This window comes from Serratia sp. (in: enterobacteria), assembly GCF_052400455.1.
Lineage (GTDB): Bacteria > Pseudomonadota > Gammaproteobacteria > Enterobacterales > Enterobacteriaceae > Serratia > Serratia ureilytica.
Window position 1 is genome coordinate 1,677,162 of the sequence record NZ_CP185812.1, and the last position, 15,970, is coordinate 1,693,131.

At 57.4% G+C, this 15,970-nt stretch carries 13 protein-coding genes and 1 pseudogene; 7 read left to right on the plus strand and 7 right to left on the minus strand.

The window, feature by feature from the left end; translation table 11 throughout:
• Position 1 precedes the first annotated feature (1 nt).
• From ACORQT_RS08030 to ACORQT_RS08040, 3 genes are read left to right on the plus strand one after another with little or no spacing between them, the layout of a single operon-like run.
• Positions 2-424, plus strand: a complete 423-nt coding sequence (locus ACORQT_RS08030) for a hypothetical protein (protein WP_046686746.1) — start codon at positions 2-4, stop codon at positions 422-424.
• Positions 421-1,809 carry an FKBP-type peptidyl-prolyl cis-trans isomerase N-terminal domain-containing protein gene (locus ACORQT_RS08035; RefSeq protein ID WP_164057327.1) on the plus strand — a complete coding sequence of 463 codons (1,389 nt, stop codon included), beginning with the start codon at positions 421-423 and terminating at the stop codon, positions 1,807-1,809. Before ACORQT_RS08030 ends, ACORQT_RS08035 begins: the two co-directional genes overlap by 4 nt.
• Entirely contained in the window at positions 1,806-2,471 is a 666-nt protein-coding gene (locus ACORQT_RS08040) for a response regulator transcription factor (RefSeq protein ID WP_033650640.1), read from the plus strand. The genes ACORQT_RS08035 and ACORQT_RS08040 overlap by 4 nt, the downstream gene beginning before the upstream one ends.
• A 54-nt stretch (positions 2,472-2,525) precedes the next feature.
• Here ACORQT_RS08040 and ACORQT_RS08045 read toward each other — a convergent pair whose 3' ends face one another.
• The 4 genes from ACORQT_RS08045 to deoC form a co-directional block, all read right to left on the minus strand.
• Entirely contained in the window at positions 2,526-3,893 is a 1,368-nt protein-coding gene (locus tag ACORQT_RS08045; protein ID WP_033642507.1) for an L-serine ammonia-lyase, read from the minus strand.
• A gap of 93 nt (positions 3,894-3,986) precedes the next feature.
• Positions 3,987-5,285 (minus strand): HAAAP family serine/threonine permease, encoded by a 1,299-nt coding sequence (locus tag ACORQT_RS08050; RefSeq protein ID WP_033650641.1) that lies wholly within the window; start codon positions 5,283-5,285, stop codon positions 3,987-3,989.
• A gap of 981 nt (positions 5,286-6,266) precedes the next feature.
• Positions 6,267-7,031: a DNA-binding transcriptional repressor DeoR gene (gene deoR / locus ACORQT_RS08055; RefSeq protein WP_042784074.1), complete on the minus strand. Its 765-nt coding sequence runs from the start codon at positions 7,029-7,031 to the stop codon at positions 6,267-6,269.
• A 153-nt stretch (positions 7,032-7,184) separates the two neighbouring features.
• Positions 7,185-7,865 carry a deoxyribose-phosphate aldolase gene (deoC, locus tag ACORQT_RS08060; protein ID WP_033642510.1) on the minus strand — a complete coding sequence of 227 codons (681 nt, stop codon included), beginning with the start codon at positions 7,863-7,865 and terminating at the stop codon, positions 7,185-7,187.
• A gap of 217 nt (positions 7,866-8,082) precedes the next feature.
• On the opposite strand from deoC, the gene ACORQT_RS08065 reads away from it, so the two are divergent.
• A complete protein-coding gene (locus ACORQT_RS08065) occupies positions 8,083-8,916 on the plus strand; it encodes a hypothetical protein (protein WP_033642511.1) in 834 nt (277 codons plus the stop codon).
• A gap of 39 nt (positions 8,917-8,955) precedes the next feature.
• On the opposite strand, the gene ybjG is transcribed toward ACORQT_RS08065, so the two are convergent.
• The gene (gene ybjG / locus ACORQT_RS08070) at positions 8,956-9,561 is read right to left on the minus strand and encodes an undecaprenyl-diphosphate phosphatase (RefSeq protein ID WP_033642512.1); all 606 of its coding nucleotides are present in this window, start codon (positions 9,559-9,561) and stop codon (positions 8,956-8,958) included.
• Between the two features lie 5 nt (positions 9,562-9,566).
• Complete coding sequence (locus tag ACORQT_RS08075; protein ID WP_033642513.1) at positions 9,567-10,301, minus strand: phosphatase PAP2 family protein; 735 nt, start codon at positions 10,299-10,301, stop codon at positions 9,567-9,569.
• Positions 10,302-10,592: 291 nt separating this feature from the next.
• On the opposite strand from ACORQT_RS08075, the gene eco reads away from it, so the two are divergent.
• The 3 genes and pseudogenes from eco (at position 10,593) to ACORQT_RS08090 (ending at position 13,772) form a co-directional block, all read left to right on the plus strand.
• Positions 10,593-11,105, plus strand: a complete 513-nt coding sequence (eco, locus tag ACORQT_RS08080; RefSeq protein ID WP_033642514.1) for a serine protease inhibitor ecotin — start codon at positions 10,593-10,595, stop codon at positions 11,103-11,105.
• 415 nt (positions 11,106-11,520) lie between these two features.
• Positions 11,521-13,002 (plus strand): annotated as a pseudogene (locus ACORQT_RS08085) (phospholipase).
• The gene (locus ACORQT_RS08090; RefSeq protein ID WP_164057328.1) at positions 12,999-13,772 is read left to right on the plus strand and encodes an ankyrin repeat domain-containing protein; all 774 of its coding nucleotides are present in this window, start codon (positions 12,999-13,001) and stop codon (positions 13,770-13,772) included. Before ACORQT_RS08085 ends, ACORQT_RS08090 begins: the two are co-directional and overlap by 4 nt.
• A 433-nt stretch (positions 13,773-14,205) precedes the next feature.
• On the opposite strand, the gene ACORQT_RS08095 is transcribed toward ACORQT_RS08090, so the two are convergent.
• On the minus strand, positions 14,206-15,894 hold the full coding sequence (locus ACORQT_RS08095; RefSeq protein ID WP_004938680.1) for an aspartate:alanine antiporter: 1,689 nt from the start codon (positions 15,892-15,894) through the stop codon (positions 14,206-14,208).
• Between the last annotated feature and the right edge of the window lie 76 nt (positions 15,895-15,970).

Genomic DNA, 15,970 nt, shown 5'->3' on the forward strand with positions numbered 1-15,970 from the left:
AATGATGAGAAAGCACGTCAATCACGCCCTGCGCATGGGGATGCTGTGCCTGTTGGCGTTGAGCGCCGCCGCTTGCCAAAGCCAAAAGCCGGGCAAGCCTGCCGTGAACACCCAAAATCAGGCTGCGCAACCTCCGTCAGAAGAGGTGTTGCGCAAGCAGCGTGAGGCCGAGCAACTGCGCCAGTGTCAGGAGCAACTGGGCGCGTTGCGCACGATCAACGAGAAACAGTATCAGCGCTACAAACAGGCGTTCGACAGCCTGATGAGCGGCGCTTCCCAGTACGCCAACCTGCGCGCCCGGGTAAACGGTGACACGCAGGAGACGGTGGATGCGCTGTATCGCTACAAGGTCAACTATCTGTGCGCCGGGGTGAATCAGGCGGTGTTGACCGGGCTGGCGGATCGCGGGGAGCAGGTTAAATGAGGCTGCGTCTGCTGGGCTGTGTCGCTTTGCTGTTCACCGGCGTCGCGCAAGCGGACGACGGCGTGCCGGCGCTGCTGCAGTTTGCCGAGCAGTATCAACGGCAGAATATCGGTCCGGCGACCGAAAAAACGGCGCCGGACGACCGTGAGTCAGGGAAAAAAAAGCGTGAGCCGGCGAAGCGCCTGTCGGACAACAGCCAATCCGCCTCACCGGCCAAAACGTTTACGCTGAGCCAGGAATTATTGGCGCGCGATCAACAGCTGGCGCGCCAGCGAATGGCGCTGACGGCGCTGCGCCAGGAGCTCGCCGCGCTGCGGGCGGAGAAAGCGGCGCCACCCGTCGCGGCGTTGCCGGACTCGTCAACGCTTCAACAGTGGATCGCCGGGCTGGGCGCCGCCTGGTGCGGTTCGCCCGACGCGCAGCGCGCCGAGGCGCTGTTGCGTCAGGCGACGCAGGAAACCGCCAAAAGCAGAGCGACGGCGGCGCAGGCCGAACGGCGCGTCACCGAACTTGAGTCTGCCGCGCAGGCATCGGCACAAACGCTTGCACAACGCCAACGCGAGCACCAGGAGGCGTTGCACGCTCTGCGCGCCGCGTTGGAAGAAAGCGAGCAGAAGCGGGCCGGTGAGCAGAAGGCGACTCAGCAGGCGCGCGAAGACCTGCTGGCGTTGCGTAAGCGGCTGCAATGGGAGATGACGCCGGAGCAGTTGAAGGATGAACGCAAGCGTTTGTCCTATGCGGCGGGCAGTGCGCTGGGGCGGGATATTCAGGGGTTGATGACGGAGCGTCAAAGCTGGGGCGTGCCGGTGGATCGCGACAGCCTGTTGGCGGGCGTTATCGACAGCGTGTCGGGACGTTTGCAGCTGTCGCCGCAGGAACTGAATACGTTGACGGCGCAGGCGGATGCCGCCGCCGTGGCCGCGCGTGAGAAACGCGTTAACCAGCAGCGGCGGCGCGATGACGATTACCTGACGCAGTTCAGTCAACAAAAGGGCGTAAAGCAGTCGGCGATGGGCTTCTGGTATCGGGTGGATTATGCCGGGGAGGGGGCGCTGGCGCCAACGGCGGTGGTCGATGTTGTGGTGAAAGAGAAGCTGACCGACGGCACGGTGATCCAGGATATGGATCTGAGCGGCAAGGTGCTGTCGCAACCGCTGTCCGAATACCCGCCGCTGTTCCGGGAGGCGATAAGTCATCTGCACAACCACGGCTCGTTGACGATGGTCGTGCCGCCGGCGCTGGCCTACGGTGAAACCGGCTACCCGCCGAAGGTGCCGCCCAACGCCACCATGGTTTATGAATTGCGCATCGACAACAGCCAGGCGCCGGCAAAGGGCGTCCAGGCGGTTAAACGGGAAGCCGACACGGCGGGAGGGCAGGGATGAACACGATGATAAAAATCGCGTTATTTGATGAGAATCGATACTTCAGCGCAGGTTGGCAAGAGGCTCTGGCGCTGCACTTCAGCACTTACGGCAAGCGCACGCTGTTAGTGGATGCGCGGCAGGCTCATGAAGCCGATCTGGTGTTCTGCTATTTTCCTCCCGGCGTGCAAAGCTGTTTTTGTCACCTCTCTGAGGCGCAGCCCGTGGGGCGTAAAACGCTGTATTTCTCGTTGCGAACGCCGGAGGGACGGCATAAACGCACCGTCGGTAACCGCTGCTCGCTGGAGGCCGGCGTCATCTACCACGATATGCCGTTGGTTTCGGCGCTGTATCAGGTGAGCGCCGAGCTGGAGCGGCGCAGCAAATGGCCGGGCCGACTGAGCTGTGGCAGGAACTGCGCATGCCAACACCGGGGCTTGACGTTGCGCGAACAAGAGATTATGCGCTGCATGACGCGGGAGATGGGAGTCACGCAAATCGCCCGGATGCTGGATATTAGCGTGAAGACGGTCAGCAATCACAAGATGAGCGTCATGCGCAAAATGGGATTCCGGCGTAATGCCGAACTTTACGGCTGGCTGCGGCACAGCGCTCGTCCCGGGGCTGTGGGGCTTCGCGCGGGCATTCAGCCCGGCGTTGCGGCAGGAAAGGATCGCTATTGAAACGGCGCCGGCCAAGTCACACCGGCCGGCGCCTTAAGTGCCTCGCCGTGGCGATCAGTTGCAGGCCACGACCTTGATCGCCAGCCCGCCCTGTGAGGTTTCGCGGTATTTGGCGTTCATGTCTTTGCCGGTCTCGTACATGGTTTCGATCACCTTATCCAGACAAACCCGCGGTTCGCTGGTCCGGCGCATCGCCATGCGTGCGGCGTTGACCGCCTTAACGGCGGAAATGGCGTTGCGTTCGATGCACGGCACCTGAACCTGGCCGGCGAGCGGATCGCAGGTCAGCCCCAAATGGTGCTCCATGGCGATCTCCGCCGCGATGCACACCTGCGCCGGGCTGCCGCCGAGCAGCTCGGTCAACCCGGCCGCCGCCATTGAACAGGCCACGCCCACTTCCCCCTGGCAACCCACTTCGGCGCCGGAGATCGAGGCGTTCATCTTGTACAGCGCGCCAATCACGCCGGACGCCAGGAAATAGCGGGTGTAGGAGTTGGCGTTCACCGGGCGGATGAACTTGTCGTAGTAGGCCAGCACCGCAGGGATGATGCCACACGCGCCGTTGGTCGGCGCGGTGACCACGCGGCCGCCGGCCGCGTTCTCTTCGTTGACCGCCAACGCGAACATGTTGATCCAATCGACCACGTTCATCGGATCGATATTGTTCTTGTCTCCGGTCACCAGAATGCGGCGCAGCGCGGCGGCGCGGCGCGGCACTTTCATCGGGCCGGGCAGCAGCCCTTCGGTGTTGATGCCGCGCTCGATACCGGCGCTCATCACCTGCCAGACATCGGCGAAATGCGCGTCGATATCCGCCTTGCTGCGCAGCGCCAGCTCGTTTTGCATCACCAGGCCGGACAAGGACAGCCCGGTCTCCTTGCAATGCTGCTGCAGATCGTGCGCTGATTTGAACGGATAGGGCACCGGCGTGGCGCCCTCGGCGGACTGGCCGAAGTGCTCTTCGTCGACGATAAAACCGCCGCCGATCGAGTAATAGGTTTTGCTGTGCAGCAGGCGTTCACCGGCGAAGGCGCGGATGCGCATGCCGTTTTCATGCAGCGGCAGGTTGTCGCTGTGGAAGTTCATGCCGCCGTGCAGCGGGAAATCCACCTCGTGGTGGCCGTTGGCCAGCGGCAGGCGGCCGCGTTGCTCAACGTCGCGAATAAAGCCCGGAATGCTGTCGATGTCTACATCGTGCGGCAGGTTGCCGGCCAGGCCCATGATGATGGCGATGTCGGTGTGGTGACCTTTACCGGTCAATGACAGCGAACCGTAGACGTCGACCACCACGCGGGTGGTGTCCTGCAACTGCTGGTGCGCGATCAGCTCGTCGACGAACTGTTTGCCGGCCTTCATCGGGCCAACGGTGTGGGAGCTGGATGGGCCGATACCGATTTTGAAAATATCGAAAACGCTGACCATGGTCTCGCCTCCTTCTTCAGGTTTCAGGCGGTGAATACGGGAAATGGGGGAGTGCGGGAGGGCCGGCGCGCAAGCGGCGCCGGCCGGGCGTGATTAGCCGAGCAGGCTGAACACGATGGCAGAGATGGCGATCAGACCCATCACAACCACGAACACGTTGCTGATGTGGCCGCTGTACTTGCGCATGGCAGGCACTTTACGGATGGCGTACATCGGCATCAGGAACAGCAGCATGGCGATGATTGGGCCACCCAGGGTTTCGATCATGCCCAGGATGCTTGGGTTCAGGGTGGCGACGATCCAGGTGGTCACCAGCATGAAGATAGCGGTCATGCGGTTCAGCTTGGCGGTGCTGACGGTTTTGCCGCGGCTCTTCATCGACTTGGCGACCAGGCCGTTGAAGCCTTCACGGGCACCCAGGTAGTGGCCCAGGAACGATTTGGTGATGGCGACGAAGGCGATAACCGGCGCGATGTACTCGATCATCGGGTTGTTAAAGTGGTTGGCCAGGTAAGACAGAATCGAGATGTTCTGCGCCTTGGCTTCCGCCAGGTTTTCCGGCGTCAGGCTCAGCACGCAGCTGAACACGAAGAACATCACGGTCAGCACCATCATGATGTGTGCATAAGCCAGAATGCGGGAGCATTTCTTCTCGGCGTCTGCGCCGTACTCTTCGCGTTTGGCGACGGCGAAGGCGGAGATGATCGGCGAGTGGTTGAAGGAGAACACCATCACCGGGATTGCCAGCCACAGGGTCATGATCAGGCCGTGACCCATGCCGGTACCGCTGCCGGACAGCGACACGTTTTCGAAGATGGCGCCGGTCCAGTTAGGGATCAGGTATACCGCCAGCAGCATCAGCACCGCCACGAACGGGAAGACCAGGATGCTCATGGTTTTCACGATGGCCTGCTCACCGAAGCGCACGATGGTCATCAGGCCGACGATCAGGATCAGCGACAGGATGGCGCGCGGCGGCGACGTCATGCCCAACTGGTGGGTAATGAAGCTGTCGACGGTGTTGGTGATCGCCACGCTGTAAACCAACAGAATCGGGTAGATGGCGAAGAAGTACAGCAGAGTAATCAGTTTACCGGCGGTGATGCCGAAGTGCTCTTCTACCACGGCGGTGATGTCTTCACCGGGATTTTTACCGGACAGAACGAAACGGCACAGGCCGCGGTGGGCAAAGAAGGTCATCGGGAAAGCGATGATGGCCATGATGATCAAAGGAATCAAACCGCCGATGCCGGCGTTGATTGGCAAGAACAGGACGCCTGCGCCGATGGCGGTGCCGTACAGGCCCAACATCCACATGGTATCCGTTTTACGCCAGGTAGTGCTGGAACCCGAAGCCGCAGAGGCAATTGTGCCGGTCTGTGTAGTGTCCATAAATATCTCCGAAGTGAACACGAATTTAAAATTAAAAGGCAAAACTTAAGGTTAAACCGTCAAACGTCCTATTCAGGCAACGCTTGCGGTAAGAATCAGGTGTTGCTTGCGGGGATGTTTTGGCGTCCCCCTGGTTGTTTATTGTGTTCATTACCACAGGCACAGCGCCGGGTAATTCACCAAAGACTTTTCACCGCCACGGGGTGATAAAAGTCGTTACCGCTGCCGACAGGTCTTTGCCTGTCGATTTTTGTTGGCGGCAAGATAACGATTTACAGTAGAAACAACCGTGATCCTGCTCTCAAATGCGTAATATGTGCAGTTATCTGCTTTTTTATCGATTTTTCGCGCATTTGTTGCACATTTGTGTAAGATTTTGTGCTGAGAACGCTCTCATAAAAATTTCTGCGATTATGCGGCTTGTACAATAATTAGCCGGATAAAGCGCTGTGCTCAGCAGCAAGCCGAGCAATATATTTTATGCGTGGTTTTGGATCTAGCTAAAAACCCGGATTAAGCAGTTTTAGTGACGTAGATCACATTGTATTTTTAAGTCAAATGAGCTGTATTGATTTGTTTTTAAAGGATTTTAATTGAAAAGCACCGCTAGTAACGAAGGGAAATTACTTACGTGGTTAGCGGATAAAAATGCGTAACCATTCATCATATAAATAACAGATAGCTAACAGGTATTGGCGAGATTTGCTGCAATAGCCTAACCGGCCGTTTATTTAAACATCCCGGTCTTTGGCGCGATTTATCATATAAAAGCCATAAATAGTCGTTAATTCATCCAGCCGAAAGCGGGTTTTACCGGAGAGATAATAATCACTCGGGTGACCTGTTGCATTTTATTAACCTGATGTTGCGTGAGGATAAGCGAAAAATGCGTATCGATTGCGCATTATTTGTTCATCTCGGGCTGTGGGAAAAGAGAGATTTCAGCGGCGCGCCGTCGTTTCCGACGGCGCTGAAGGGGGATCAATAGCGGGTAGCGATGGCGTTATCGTTGAAGAACGCCATGAAGTCGGCGTCCGGCTGGCGATCGGTGATCACCCGATCGAACTGCGTCAGCGGGCCGATACAGGCCGGCTTGATTTTGCCGAACTTGCTGTGATCCGCCACCAGGATCTTTTGCTGCGCCATCGCCATCGCGCGATGCTTCATCTCCAGCTCGTCGAAGTTGAAGCAGGTGGCGCCGTGCCGCAGGCTGAGGCCGGCGGCGGAGATAAAGGCGATGTTCGGGCAGATGTGATCGAGCTCATTGCGGCCGCCGACGCTGGAAAAGATGTAGTTGTTCGGTTTGAACTCGCCGCCGCACAGGATCACCTTGCAATTCGGTTTGTCTTGCAGCGCCAGGAAGGTGTTCAGCGAATGGCACACGGCGGTGAAGGTCAGTTCGTCGGCAATGGCGTCGATGATCGTCGGGGTAGTGGTCCCGCAGTCGAAAAACACCGTGTCGTTTTCATTAATCAACGGCGCCGCCAGCAGGCCGATGCGCCGTTTCTCCGTGACCTGTTTGGCTTTTTGATCGGAAACGAAGTAGTTGGTTACGCCGTTGCTGCGCGGATCGGTCACCACATAGCCGCCGAGCAGCACCACCGCCGCCGGCTCGGCGCTCAGATCGCGGCGAATGGTCATCTCCGAGACCCCCAGCAGCGCGGCGGCTTCTTTCAGGTGGATCTTGTCAGCGCGTTTTAACGCCTGAACTAACCGGTTGATACGTTCTTCGCGCCGCGTTTCCATAGATCCGTCTTCCCACAGGTAGTAGAGGTAAAAAAGCGTGCCGCCGTTTCCGGCGCTAAACACAACGATGCGGGGCAATATCGGGCCGCATCGGCCGCCCGTATTGTCCCGCATCGGAGTGTATTGGCTGCGCCCGTCAAGGCGCGCCGACGATCAGTAGCTGCCAGCCGCCGCCTGCGCGCCGGATACGATGGCAACGCCGGAGCTGGTGCCGATACGCGTGGCGCCTGCTTTGATCATCTTCTCGGCGGTGGCGCGATCGCGCACGGCGCCGGAAGCTTTCACGCCCATTTCGCTGCCCACCGTCTCGCGCATCAGTTTGACGTGCTCTTCCCGAGCGCCGCCGGTGCTGAAGCCGGTGGAGGTTTTAACGAAGGCGACATCGAGTTCGCGACACATTTCACAAACCTGGACGATCTGCGCATCGCTGAGCAGGCAGGTTTCCAATATTACCTTCAACGGGATCGCTGCGCAAACCTCGCGCACGGCGGCGATGTCGGCTTTCACTTCGTCCAGCAGGCCGCTTTTCAGCCAGCCGACGTTGATCACCATATCGATCTCTTGCGCGCCGGCGGCGATCGCCGCTTTGGCTTCAAAGGCTTTGGCGACGGTCAGACCGGCGCCCAGCGGGAAACCGATCACCGAGCAGACTTTCACGGTGCTTTCCTGCAGCAGCTGGGCCGCCAACGGCACGTAGCCGGAGTTGACGCACACCGCATAGAAGTTGTGCTGCTGGGCTTCTTCGCACAGTTTGGCGATCTGCATTTCGGTGGCGTCCATGGCCAGCAGGGTGTGGTCGACATAGCGGGCGTAATCGATGTTTTCGGAGGTCATCGCGGTTCCTTAATGAAGTTGAGAAAAGAGCGTTGATAGAGAATGTGAAAATAATAACATTGCAATGCGGGTAAACCTAGCGGGATTTGAAAAATGTCGACGAGATCATAGTTATCTCACTGTTATGTGTATAACTTAGGGGAGGTTTATTTGTTATTTAAATAACATTTTCAGCGGCCGCTCGCGGCCAGCGCGGGCGAAATGTCGAGGGAAAACGATGAAAATCAACATTGATCTGGTTCCTGCCGCGTTCGGGGCGCATCGGCAGGCGCTGTTCCGCAATGCGGATTTCGCGGTGAGCGCCCATCGCTGCGCAGAGCGCGGGCCAATGCTGACGCTGGCGAATCGGCGCGGGGCACTGACGGTCTTGCCGTATCAGGGCCTGGCGATTTGGGATGCTGAATTTGACGGTTACTCATTGAAATCGGGCCGCCGCAGCGGGCGGGGCGCCGGAAGAAAGCGCGATGATGTCGCCGCGTTCTGCCCCGCCTGGCCGAGTCACGACGGCGCATCGCTCCAGATGCAACGCGTGTGGCTGCAGCTGGCGGGCGATGAGCTGACGTTGCAGGGCGAAGGCGAGCGGTTGGGCGAGGGATGGCGCATCGGCCCGGCGCTGCGTTTGGCGGCGCAGAGCGCGCAGTTCGCCATTGAGATGAAAGTCACCAATCTGGCCGATCGGCCGCAGCCGCTGCGCTATGTGTGCCGCCTCAACTACGATTGCATTCCCGACGCGGTATTCCGCCAAAACTTACCGACGCCGGCGCTGTTGGGGGAGGCGCTCGGGCAGGAACTGCTGTGTTCCGAGGATCTGTCTCGCTACGTGGACCGAGCCGAATTCTTTATGCTGGCGCCGCAAGGCCGGCGCTATGTAACGCGTTTCGCCACCGGGCAATTCAACTATGGTCTCCGGCGCATCGCCGTTCAGGGCAACCGGCAGTTGCTTTCCTTTATCCAGCCGGCAAACTGCCGCCCGAATGCGCCAGAGGGTGAGGGAGTGATGCTGGGAGCGGGAAAAACGCGGGCGTTCTGCGTGACCACCGGCGTGGTGTGAAATAAGCAGGGGCGGTAACGCCCCTGTCATGTTGTGCGGTTACTCTTTCACCCAACCGCGGCGAATGGCGAAGGCGAACAGGAAACGATACAGGCGCGACAGCCTGTCGGCGATGACATCGCCGAACAGATTCCACACCAGTTGGGCGAACAGGCAGCCCACCAGGCCGAGCAGGAAACCGCCGACCATATCCAGCGGCCAGTGCACGCCGAGGTAAACGCGTGACCAGGCGATGCCGACGGCGACGATCATCAGCAGCACGCCGGACCAAACGCGGTGCCAGAACAGGAACGCCAGCGCGAAGGTAAAGATGGCGGTGCCGTGATCGCTCGGGAACGAGCTGTCCGGCGCGTGTGGCAGGAAGGTATAACCAACGCCGGCGACGAACGGGCGCTCATGCGGCAGCAGCGCGCCGATAGCGGAAGCGGCAAGCATGGCGAACAGCAGCGCGATAGTGGTTTTCGCTACCACCTGGCGTTGCGAAACCAGCTGGCTTTGCGGCCCCCACAGCCAAAGACCGACGATCAGCAGCGGCACGATGATGATCAGATCGCGCGCCAAAAAGGTGGCGAAATCGATCATCCATTCGGGAGACGCCGGAGTCGCATTGATCCAGGCGAAAAGAAAATGGTTCAACTGTTCCATAACCGTTACCTCGTCTTGCGGCGCCAATAGCCGCTAACCGTCCAATAAATAGCCAACTGGCTTAACCAAACCCACCAACCCGCCCACAGGTTATGGGTAAGAAAATGTGCGCCGCGCATGATCTGACCAAAGCCCATCACCATGCCAAGCGCGATGCCGCCGCACCAACACCACCAGGCGAGGCGCGGACGCTGCGGATAAAACAGGAAAAACAACGCCATCACCGCGAAACCGCTCGAGGCGTGCCCGCCGGGGAAACAGCGGCCGGGGCCCGGCAGCGCCGGTACCGCGCCGAATAGCGGGAAAGACATCGCTTTGCCGCCGTACTCAATTAGATCCCACGGGCAGGAGTGCGCGCTGGTGGCTTTGAGAATGCCCACCACCAGCGGGCCGATGCCAATCAGCAGCATGGTCACGATCAGGCGCGCGCTGCGGCGATAGATGCCCCAAAACAGCGTCAGCACCGCCCCTACGATCACTATCTGCTTCAACAGGCGGTGATTGATCAGATCCAGCCAATAATTGTTTTGCCACGGGAAATGCCCGCTGGCGGCATCGTACCAATAGTTGCTGATCGCCCAATCCAGCTGTTCGTTGCGGGAGAGCCACAGAAACGCCAGACCGCTGATCAGCAGGCCAAAAACCTGCCAACGGTAAAAGGATGTCGACAGGGAGTAAAGGGCGGTTGTCTTAATTTGCGGTGTCGTTGAGGATTGATTTAATGACGATTCTGGATTCACGCGCAGGCTCGGTGACAGGATTGAATGACGTCACTGTAATAATTCTGTCTTAAGAAAACCTTAGTCCGCCGGCAAGAAAACCCTATCTGATACACCCGCTTGTACGAAGCTAATCGCTTGTTTTTCTCGTCTTAACCCGAGGGTGTGCTGGCTAATTGCTCCGCTTAACGGTTTATATCAGGCGATTGTCACTATTTATCACCTATTGTAAAGAAGATTAAACCTGTGGCGGGCTTGGCGGTAGTGTATTAGTTTATAGTCGGATTATTTGACAAAGTGTAGGGATAAAACATGAACAAGGCATCCGTTGTATTTTCCGGCCTGCTGATGGCCGTTTCCGCTGGCGCTATGGCGGCGACCTCTGGCGATGACGCAGACATGAGCAAACAGCCGCTGGAAAAAGTCGCGCCTTACCCGAAAGCCGAGAAGGGCATGAATCGCCAGGTGATCTACCTGCCGAAGCAAGAGCACGAAGAGAACTACAAGGTAGAACTGCTGATCGGCAAGACGCTGGAAGTGGACTGCAACCGCCATATGATTGGCGGCACGCTGGAGACCAAAACCCTGTCCGGCTGGGGTTACGACTACCTGGTGCTGGAGAAGCTGTCTGAACCGGCCTCGACCATGATGGCCTGCCCGGACAATACCAAGACCAAGAAATTCATCGCCGCCAACCTGGGCGACGCCGCGATGCAGCGCTACAACAGCCGCCTGCCGATCGTGGTGTATGCGCCGAAAGACGCGGAAGTGAAATACCGCATCTGGAAAGCCGAAGACACCGTAAGCCAGGCTGAGCAGAAATAACCGCCGCCTGACGCCGCTCCGCTGGCCATTCCCGGTTGGCGGAGCCTTTCTCCTTCCTGTCTCCTTATCATTCCCGCATCTTTGACACTCGACTGATTGCTTTCGGACGTGGCTTTTAGGCGCGACATGGCAACGAAATACGCAAGCCAATACCTCTTCACAAGGGCACAGGAAGCACGCAGCTGCATGGATGGGAGAGGATGCGCGCGTATAGAAATAGAGCAAAGAAATCTTTACTGAAGTGTGATAATTTTGCGCATTCCCTATTAATGGAATGACACAGAAGATAAGGATATCCAATGCGTTATCGTTCGCTAACGCTCGACGAGCCCCGTAACAGCCGCACACCTGGCGAGTTGCTTGATGATGGTGCGCCTGTGCCGACCACGGAACCCTGCGAGTGGGCAGGCACCGTATGAAACTGATTCATTTCTCCTCTGAACACACGGCGCCGGAAAGCTTTTCCAGGATACTTAACCCGACAGCAGCGCGGCATGAGCTGGAACGGCACTATTTGTTCGGCGGCGCAGCCGGCATATCGATAAGCAGCCGGTATCCTATTACCCGCAATACTCAATCCGGGATTGGCGTCACCGGTTATCGTGAGGACGTGGCTATGAAGCGCAGCGTACTCGATGAGATCAACCGGGGCGGCTTGCTGGCGATTGATCAGGGAATGGGCACCTGGACGCCGACGAAATATGCCTTTTACGTCGACGCGGAAGGCCGATTACAGCGCTACCCAGGCAGCTCTCTTCCCGCCTTTTATCCTACCGGGCGCGTGATCGCCCGCTATGAAGAAATGGTCAGCCGCTATGGCCACCGGGCAAAACCGACGGTGCTGCCGGCGAGGCAGAATACGACCCGGAATCCCCCTCTGCAGCAAGCCATTGCTACCGCAGTGGCAACCGTTGCCGCCACGGTGCAGGCCATCCGCCCAATGACCAAGGCAGAACGCTGGTAAGAACGCCAGTACCTGATAGGGCGAGGCAACCGCAGCATTTACCCGGATGCGCGCCTGGCGGCACAGCGCCTGGCGGAGAACAACATCGCGGTCGAAAAGGCGAAGTTGGCTGAGAATGTCTATAAGACCACTAACCCGCTCAAGGACACGATAGACATCCCTGAAGGCTGGAAGGATATCAGTAACAATGATGGGGCGCTGGGTCGGCTAGGTTTGAGCAGTAACATGCTTTATGACAAACCAATGAATCCCGATTTTTTAGCCCGAGTTTATCAGCCAGACGAGAGTGTCTTTGGTAAGGCGATGAACCCGACGGTGGTGTTCCGCGGATCGCGCGCACCAGAATTCCCGGAGGGGATAAGCCACGCAGCCCAAAAAGCCTTATTAAGGGGGGACTTGTCAGGCGTTAAAAATCTCAGTGACTGGAAAAACAACGGTGCTCAAGGAATAGGACTTAATTCTGAATACTACAAAAAAGCGGTTGGTATTGGCGATAAAATTTCAAAAGTATCCAATATCGACGTTGCAGGTCATTCATTAGGAGGAGGTATGGCGTCCGCGGCCTCTATGGCCAGCGGCAAACCGGCTTGGACGTTTAATGCAGCAGGCCTGAATGCGGGAACCGTCGAAAAATACGGCGGCTCTATAATAGGCAGCGCCGATAATATTCAGGCGTATCGCGTAAAAGGGGAGCTGTTGACCAAGCTGCAGGAGGTTGATTTGTGGGAGGATGCCAAAGACCTCAAATTTTATCCGCCTGCGGTGATGGCGAAAGAACGGTTGTCCATGTTGGCGCCTGACGCCGTGGGAGTAAAGCACACGCTTCCCGGTGGAACAGGTTCACTGCTGGATAAGCACGGTATAGACCAGGCGATACAATGCATTGAAAATGAGAAAGACGATGACATTGCCACAATCAAGGGACGAATATGAAAAAAATCATACTCATTATCACGATGCTAGTGTCTACGCTCATCATGCAGGGGTGCAAACAAGGTATGGATTTACAACCACAGGATTATTTTGACGGTCAGCAATTGGACATTGCCAAAGCCATTTATGATGGTGACAGGCCGCAGTTGGATAACTTATTGTCATCAGTAAGCAAAGAGATCTTAAATCGTCCAGCTAAGGAAGAAATGACCTTATTGTTTTGGGCAATAAACAATGCCATCTATGACAAAACCACACCTGAAAGGCTGAAAATTATCACTGACTTGGTAAAAGCCGGAGCAGACCCTTTACAGCCTCAACCTAACACTCCGGGTAGTCCCGCTGAATTTGTTATGAAAGCGGATAAAGGCATCTGGATACAGGCTATGTTAGAGGGCGGACTCTCTCCAAATGCTAAGGATAAGGTTCATAATCAACCCATTATATTCAATAGCATCTTTGCAAAAAACACAGAGACATTAGAGATCATGTTGGATTATAGCGCTGATATAAATATAAGAAATTCACTGGGTGATACGCTGCTCATCGATGCTTTAGATTATCACTCCTATGACCACGTCATTCTTCTATTAGAAAAAGGCGCCGATAGCAATATAAGAGGCAACTCGGGTTGGACAATGGGCAATCAACTGCAACGGCTGATTAATAGAAGCCCGGACGGTAGTGAGGCGAAAGCGTCTCTTGAGCGCATCAAAGACGAGCTAATTAAGCGTGGTGGGAAATGGCCGCCGGCTCCTGTCAGTCAATAAGCAAACCCGAAGTGGCGGGATGCTAAGATCAATCCAATTAGTGACCGACGGTACCGTTATGGCCAGTGGCGACGAGAGTGCTGTTGTTAAGTACCGTTTGTGACGCCATCTCTTTGAACAGTGGCGAACCCACAAGCAGCGTTTCTATGTTGAAACCTGCACATTGATAGGGATGCTGGCGTAAGCGACGCTCAGAGATAGGATGCTTTATGCCTGACGACGAGGCCGCGACAGCGGGTGTTGTGGGCTGCTTCAGGCAACAAAAAACCCGATAATCTTGAACCTAAAAGGCGGGATTATCGGGCTCCACAAAATGGGGACATCAAAGAAAAGCAGTGGCACTAATTCAGACTGCGGCCCCCAACGAAAGTTCTGGCCGGCGACAAAAAAATCAAAATATTTTTATCGCCGATCCATCTCTCTCGCTAATCGATCAGCCGAGTATGCCCGGCCATAGCACCACGATGAGTGAACCCGCCAGCGTTAACAGCACGTTAGCGATGGCGTAGGTGCCGGCGTAGCCCAGCGCCGGGATGTTGCTGCGCGCGGTATCGCTGATGATCTCCATCGCCGGCGCGCAGGTGCGGGCGCCCATAATCGCGCCAAACAGCAGGGCGCGGTTCATGCGCAGCACGTAGGCGCCGAACAGGAAGCAGATAATCACCGGCACCAGGCTGACGATCAGCCCGGCGATCAGCATCTGGCCGCCGACCGCGCCCAGACTGTGGCCAATGCCGGCGCCGGCGCTCAGGCCTACGCCCGCCATAAACACCATCAGGCCGAACTCTTTCACCATGTTCAGCGCGCCCTGAGGAATGTAGCCGAAGGTCGGGTGGTTGGCGCGCAGGAAGCCGAGCATAATGCCGGACATCAGCAGGCCGGCGGCGTTGCCGATGCCGAACGAGAAGTTGCTGAACTGTATGGTGATCTGGCCGATCAAAAGGCCGATGATGAAGAAGGCGCAGAACGCCAGCAGATCGGTCACCTGGCTGTGAATCGAGATAAAGCCAATTTTCTCCGCCACGCTCTTCACCCGGCGCGCGTCGCCGCTCACCTGCAGCACGTCGCCTTTGTTGAGCACGATGCTGTCGTCGATCGGCATTTCGATCTGGCTGCGGATCACGCGGTTGAGGAAGCAGCCGTGGTCGGTCAGCTTCAGCTGGCTCAGGCGTTTGTTCACCGCGTTGCTGTTCTTCACCACGATCTCTTCGGTCACGATGCGCATGTCGAGCAGATCGCGGTCAAACACTTCCTTACCGTTGCGGAAGCTCGGATCCAGCCGCGCGTGGGCGTCCGGGTAGCCGACCAGCGAAATCTCATCGCCCACCTGCAGCACCGCGTCACCGTCCGGGTTGGCTAGAATGCCGTTGCGGCGGATGCGTTCGATGTAGCAGCCGGTCTGGCGGTAGATGCCCAGCTCGCGCAGGTTCTTGCCGTCGGCCCAGGCCACCAGCTCGGGGCCGACGCGGTAGGCGCGGATCACCGGCAGGTAGACCTTGCGCTGGCTGTCGGTGTCCAGGCCGCGTTCACGAGCGATTTGCTGGGCGGAGGTGGACAGATCCTGGTGCTGCAGCTTCGGCAGGTAGCGCGCGCCAAAAATCAGGCTGACCAGACCGATCAGGTAGGTGAGGGCATAGCCGAGGCTCAGATGATCCTGCGCCGCCAGCAGCGCCGGGCCGTTGACGATGGTGTTGCGCAGCGTATCGCCGGCCCCCACCAGCACCGGCGTGGAGGTCATCGAGCCGGCCAGCATGCCGGCGGTCAGGCCGATGTCCCAGTGGAACAGCTTGCCGAGACCGATGGCGATCACCATCGCCGAACCGACCATCACCAGCGCCAGCATCAGGTAATTTTTGCCGTCGCGGAAGAAAATCGAGAAAAAGTTAGGCCCGGCTTCCACCCCGACGCAGAAAATAAACAGCATGAAGCCGAGATTCAGCGCCTCGGTGTTAATGGCGAAGTGTTGCTGGCCGAGCAACAGGGAAACCACTAAAACGCCAATGGAATTACCGAGTTGGACGGAGCCCAGACGGAGTTTACCGAGGCACAGCCCCAGCGCGAGTACCACGAACAGTAACAGAATGTAGTTACCGTTTAACAAACTAGCGACGTTTATGTTCACGGAGGATAACTTATTGTTTACCAGTAAGTGCTTGATATAGATAACTATAAGAGATAAATTCAGCCTTAAAACGACG

Coding starts and splice junctions, on each gene's coding strand:
- ACORQT_RS08065 (WP_033642511.1), top strand. CDS start 8,083: ATGAAAATCAACATTGATCTGGTTCCTGCCGCGTTCGGGGCGCATCGG.
- ACORQT_RS08030 (WP_046686746.1), top strand. CDS start 2: ATGATGAGAAAGCACGTCAATCACGCCCTGCGCATGGGGATGCTGTGC.
- ybjG (WP_033642512.1), bottom strand. CDS start 9,561: ATGGAACAGTTGAACCATTTTCTTTTCGCCTGGATCAATGCGACTCCG.
- ACORQT_RS08040 (WP_033650640.1), top strand. CDS start 1,806: ATGAACACGATGATAAAAATCGCGTTATTTGATGAGAATCGATACTTC.
- deoR (WP_042784074.1), bottom strand. CDS start 7,031: ATGGAAACGCGGCGCGAAGAACGTATCAACCGGTTAGTTCAGGCGTTA.
- ACORQT_RS08045 (WP_033642507.1), bottom strand. CDS start 3,893: ATGGTCAGCGTTTTCGATATTTTCAAAATCGGTATCGGCCCATCCAGC.
- eco (WP_033642514.1), top strand. CDS start 10,593: ATGAACAAGGCATCCGTTGTATTTTCCGGCCTGCTGATGGCCGTTTCC.
- ACORQT_RS08035 (WP_164057327.1), top strand. CDS start 421: ATGAGGCTGCGTCTGCTGGGCTGTGTCGCTTTGCTGTTCACCGGCGTC.
- ACORQT_RS08090 (WP_164057328.1), top strand. CDS start 12,999: ATGAAAAAAATCATACTCATTATCACGATGCTAGTGTCTACGCTCATC.
- deoC (WP_033642510.1), bottom strand. CDS start 7,865: ATGACCTCCGAAAACATCGATTACGCCCGCTATGTCGACCACACCCTG.
- ACORQT_RS08050 (WP_033650641.1), bottom strand. CDS start 5,285: ATGGACACTACACAGACCGGCACAATTGCCTCTGCGGCTTCGGGTTCC.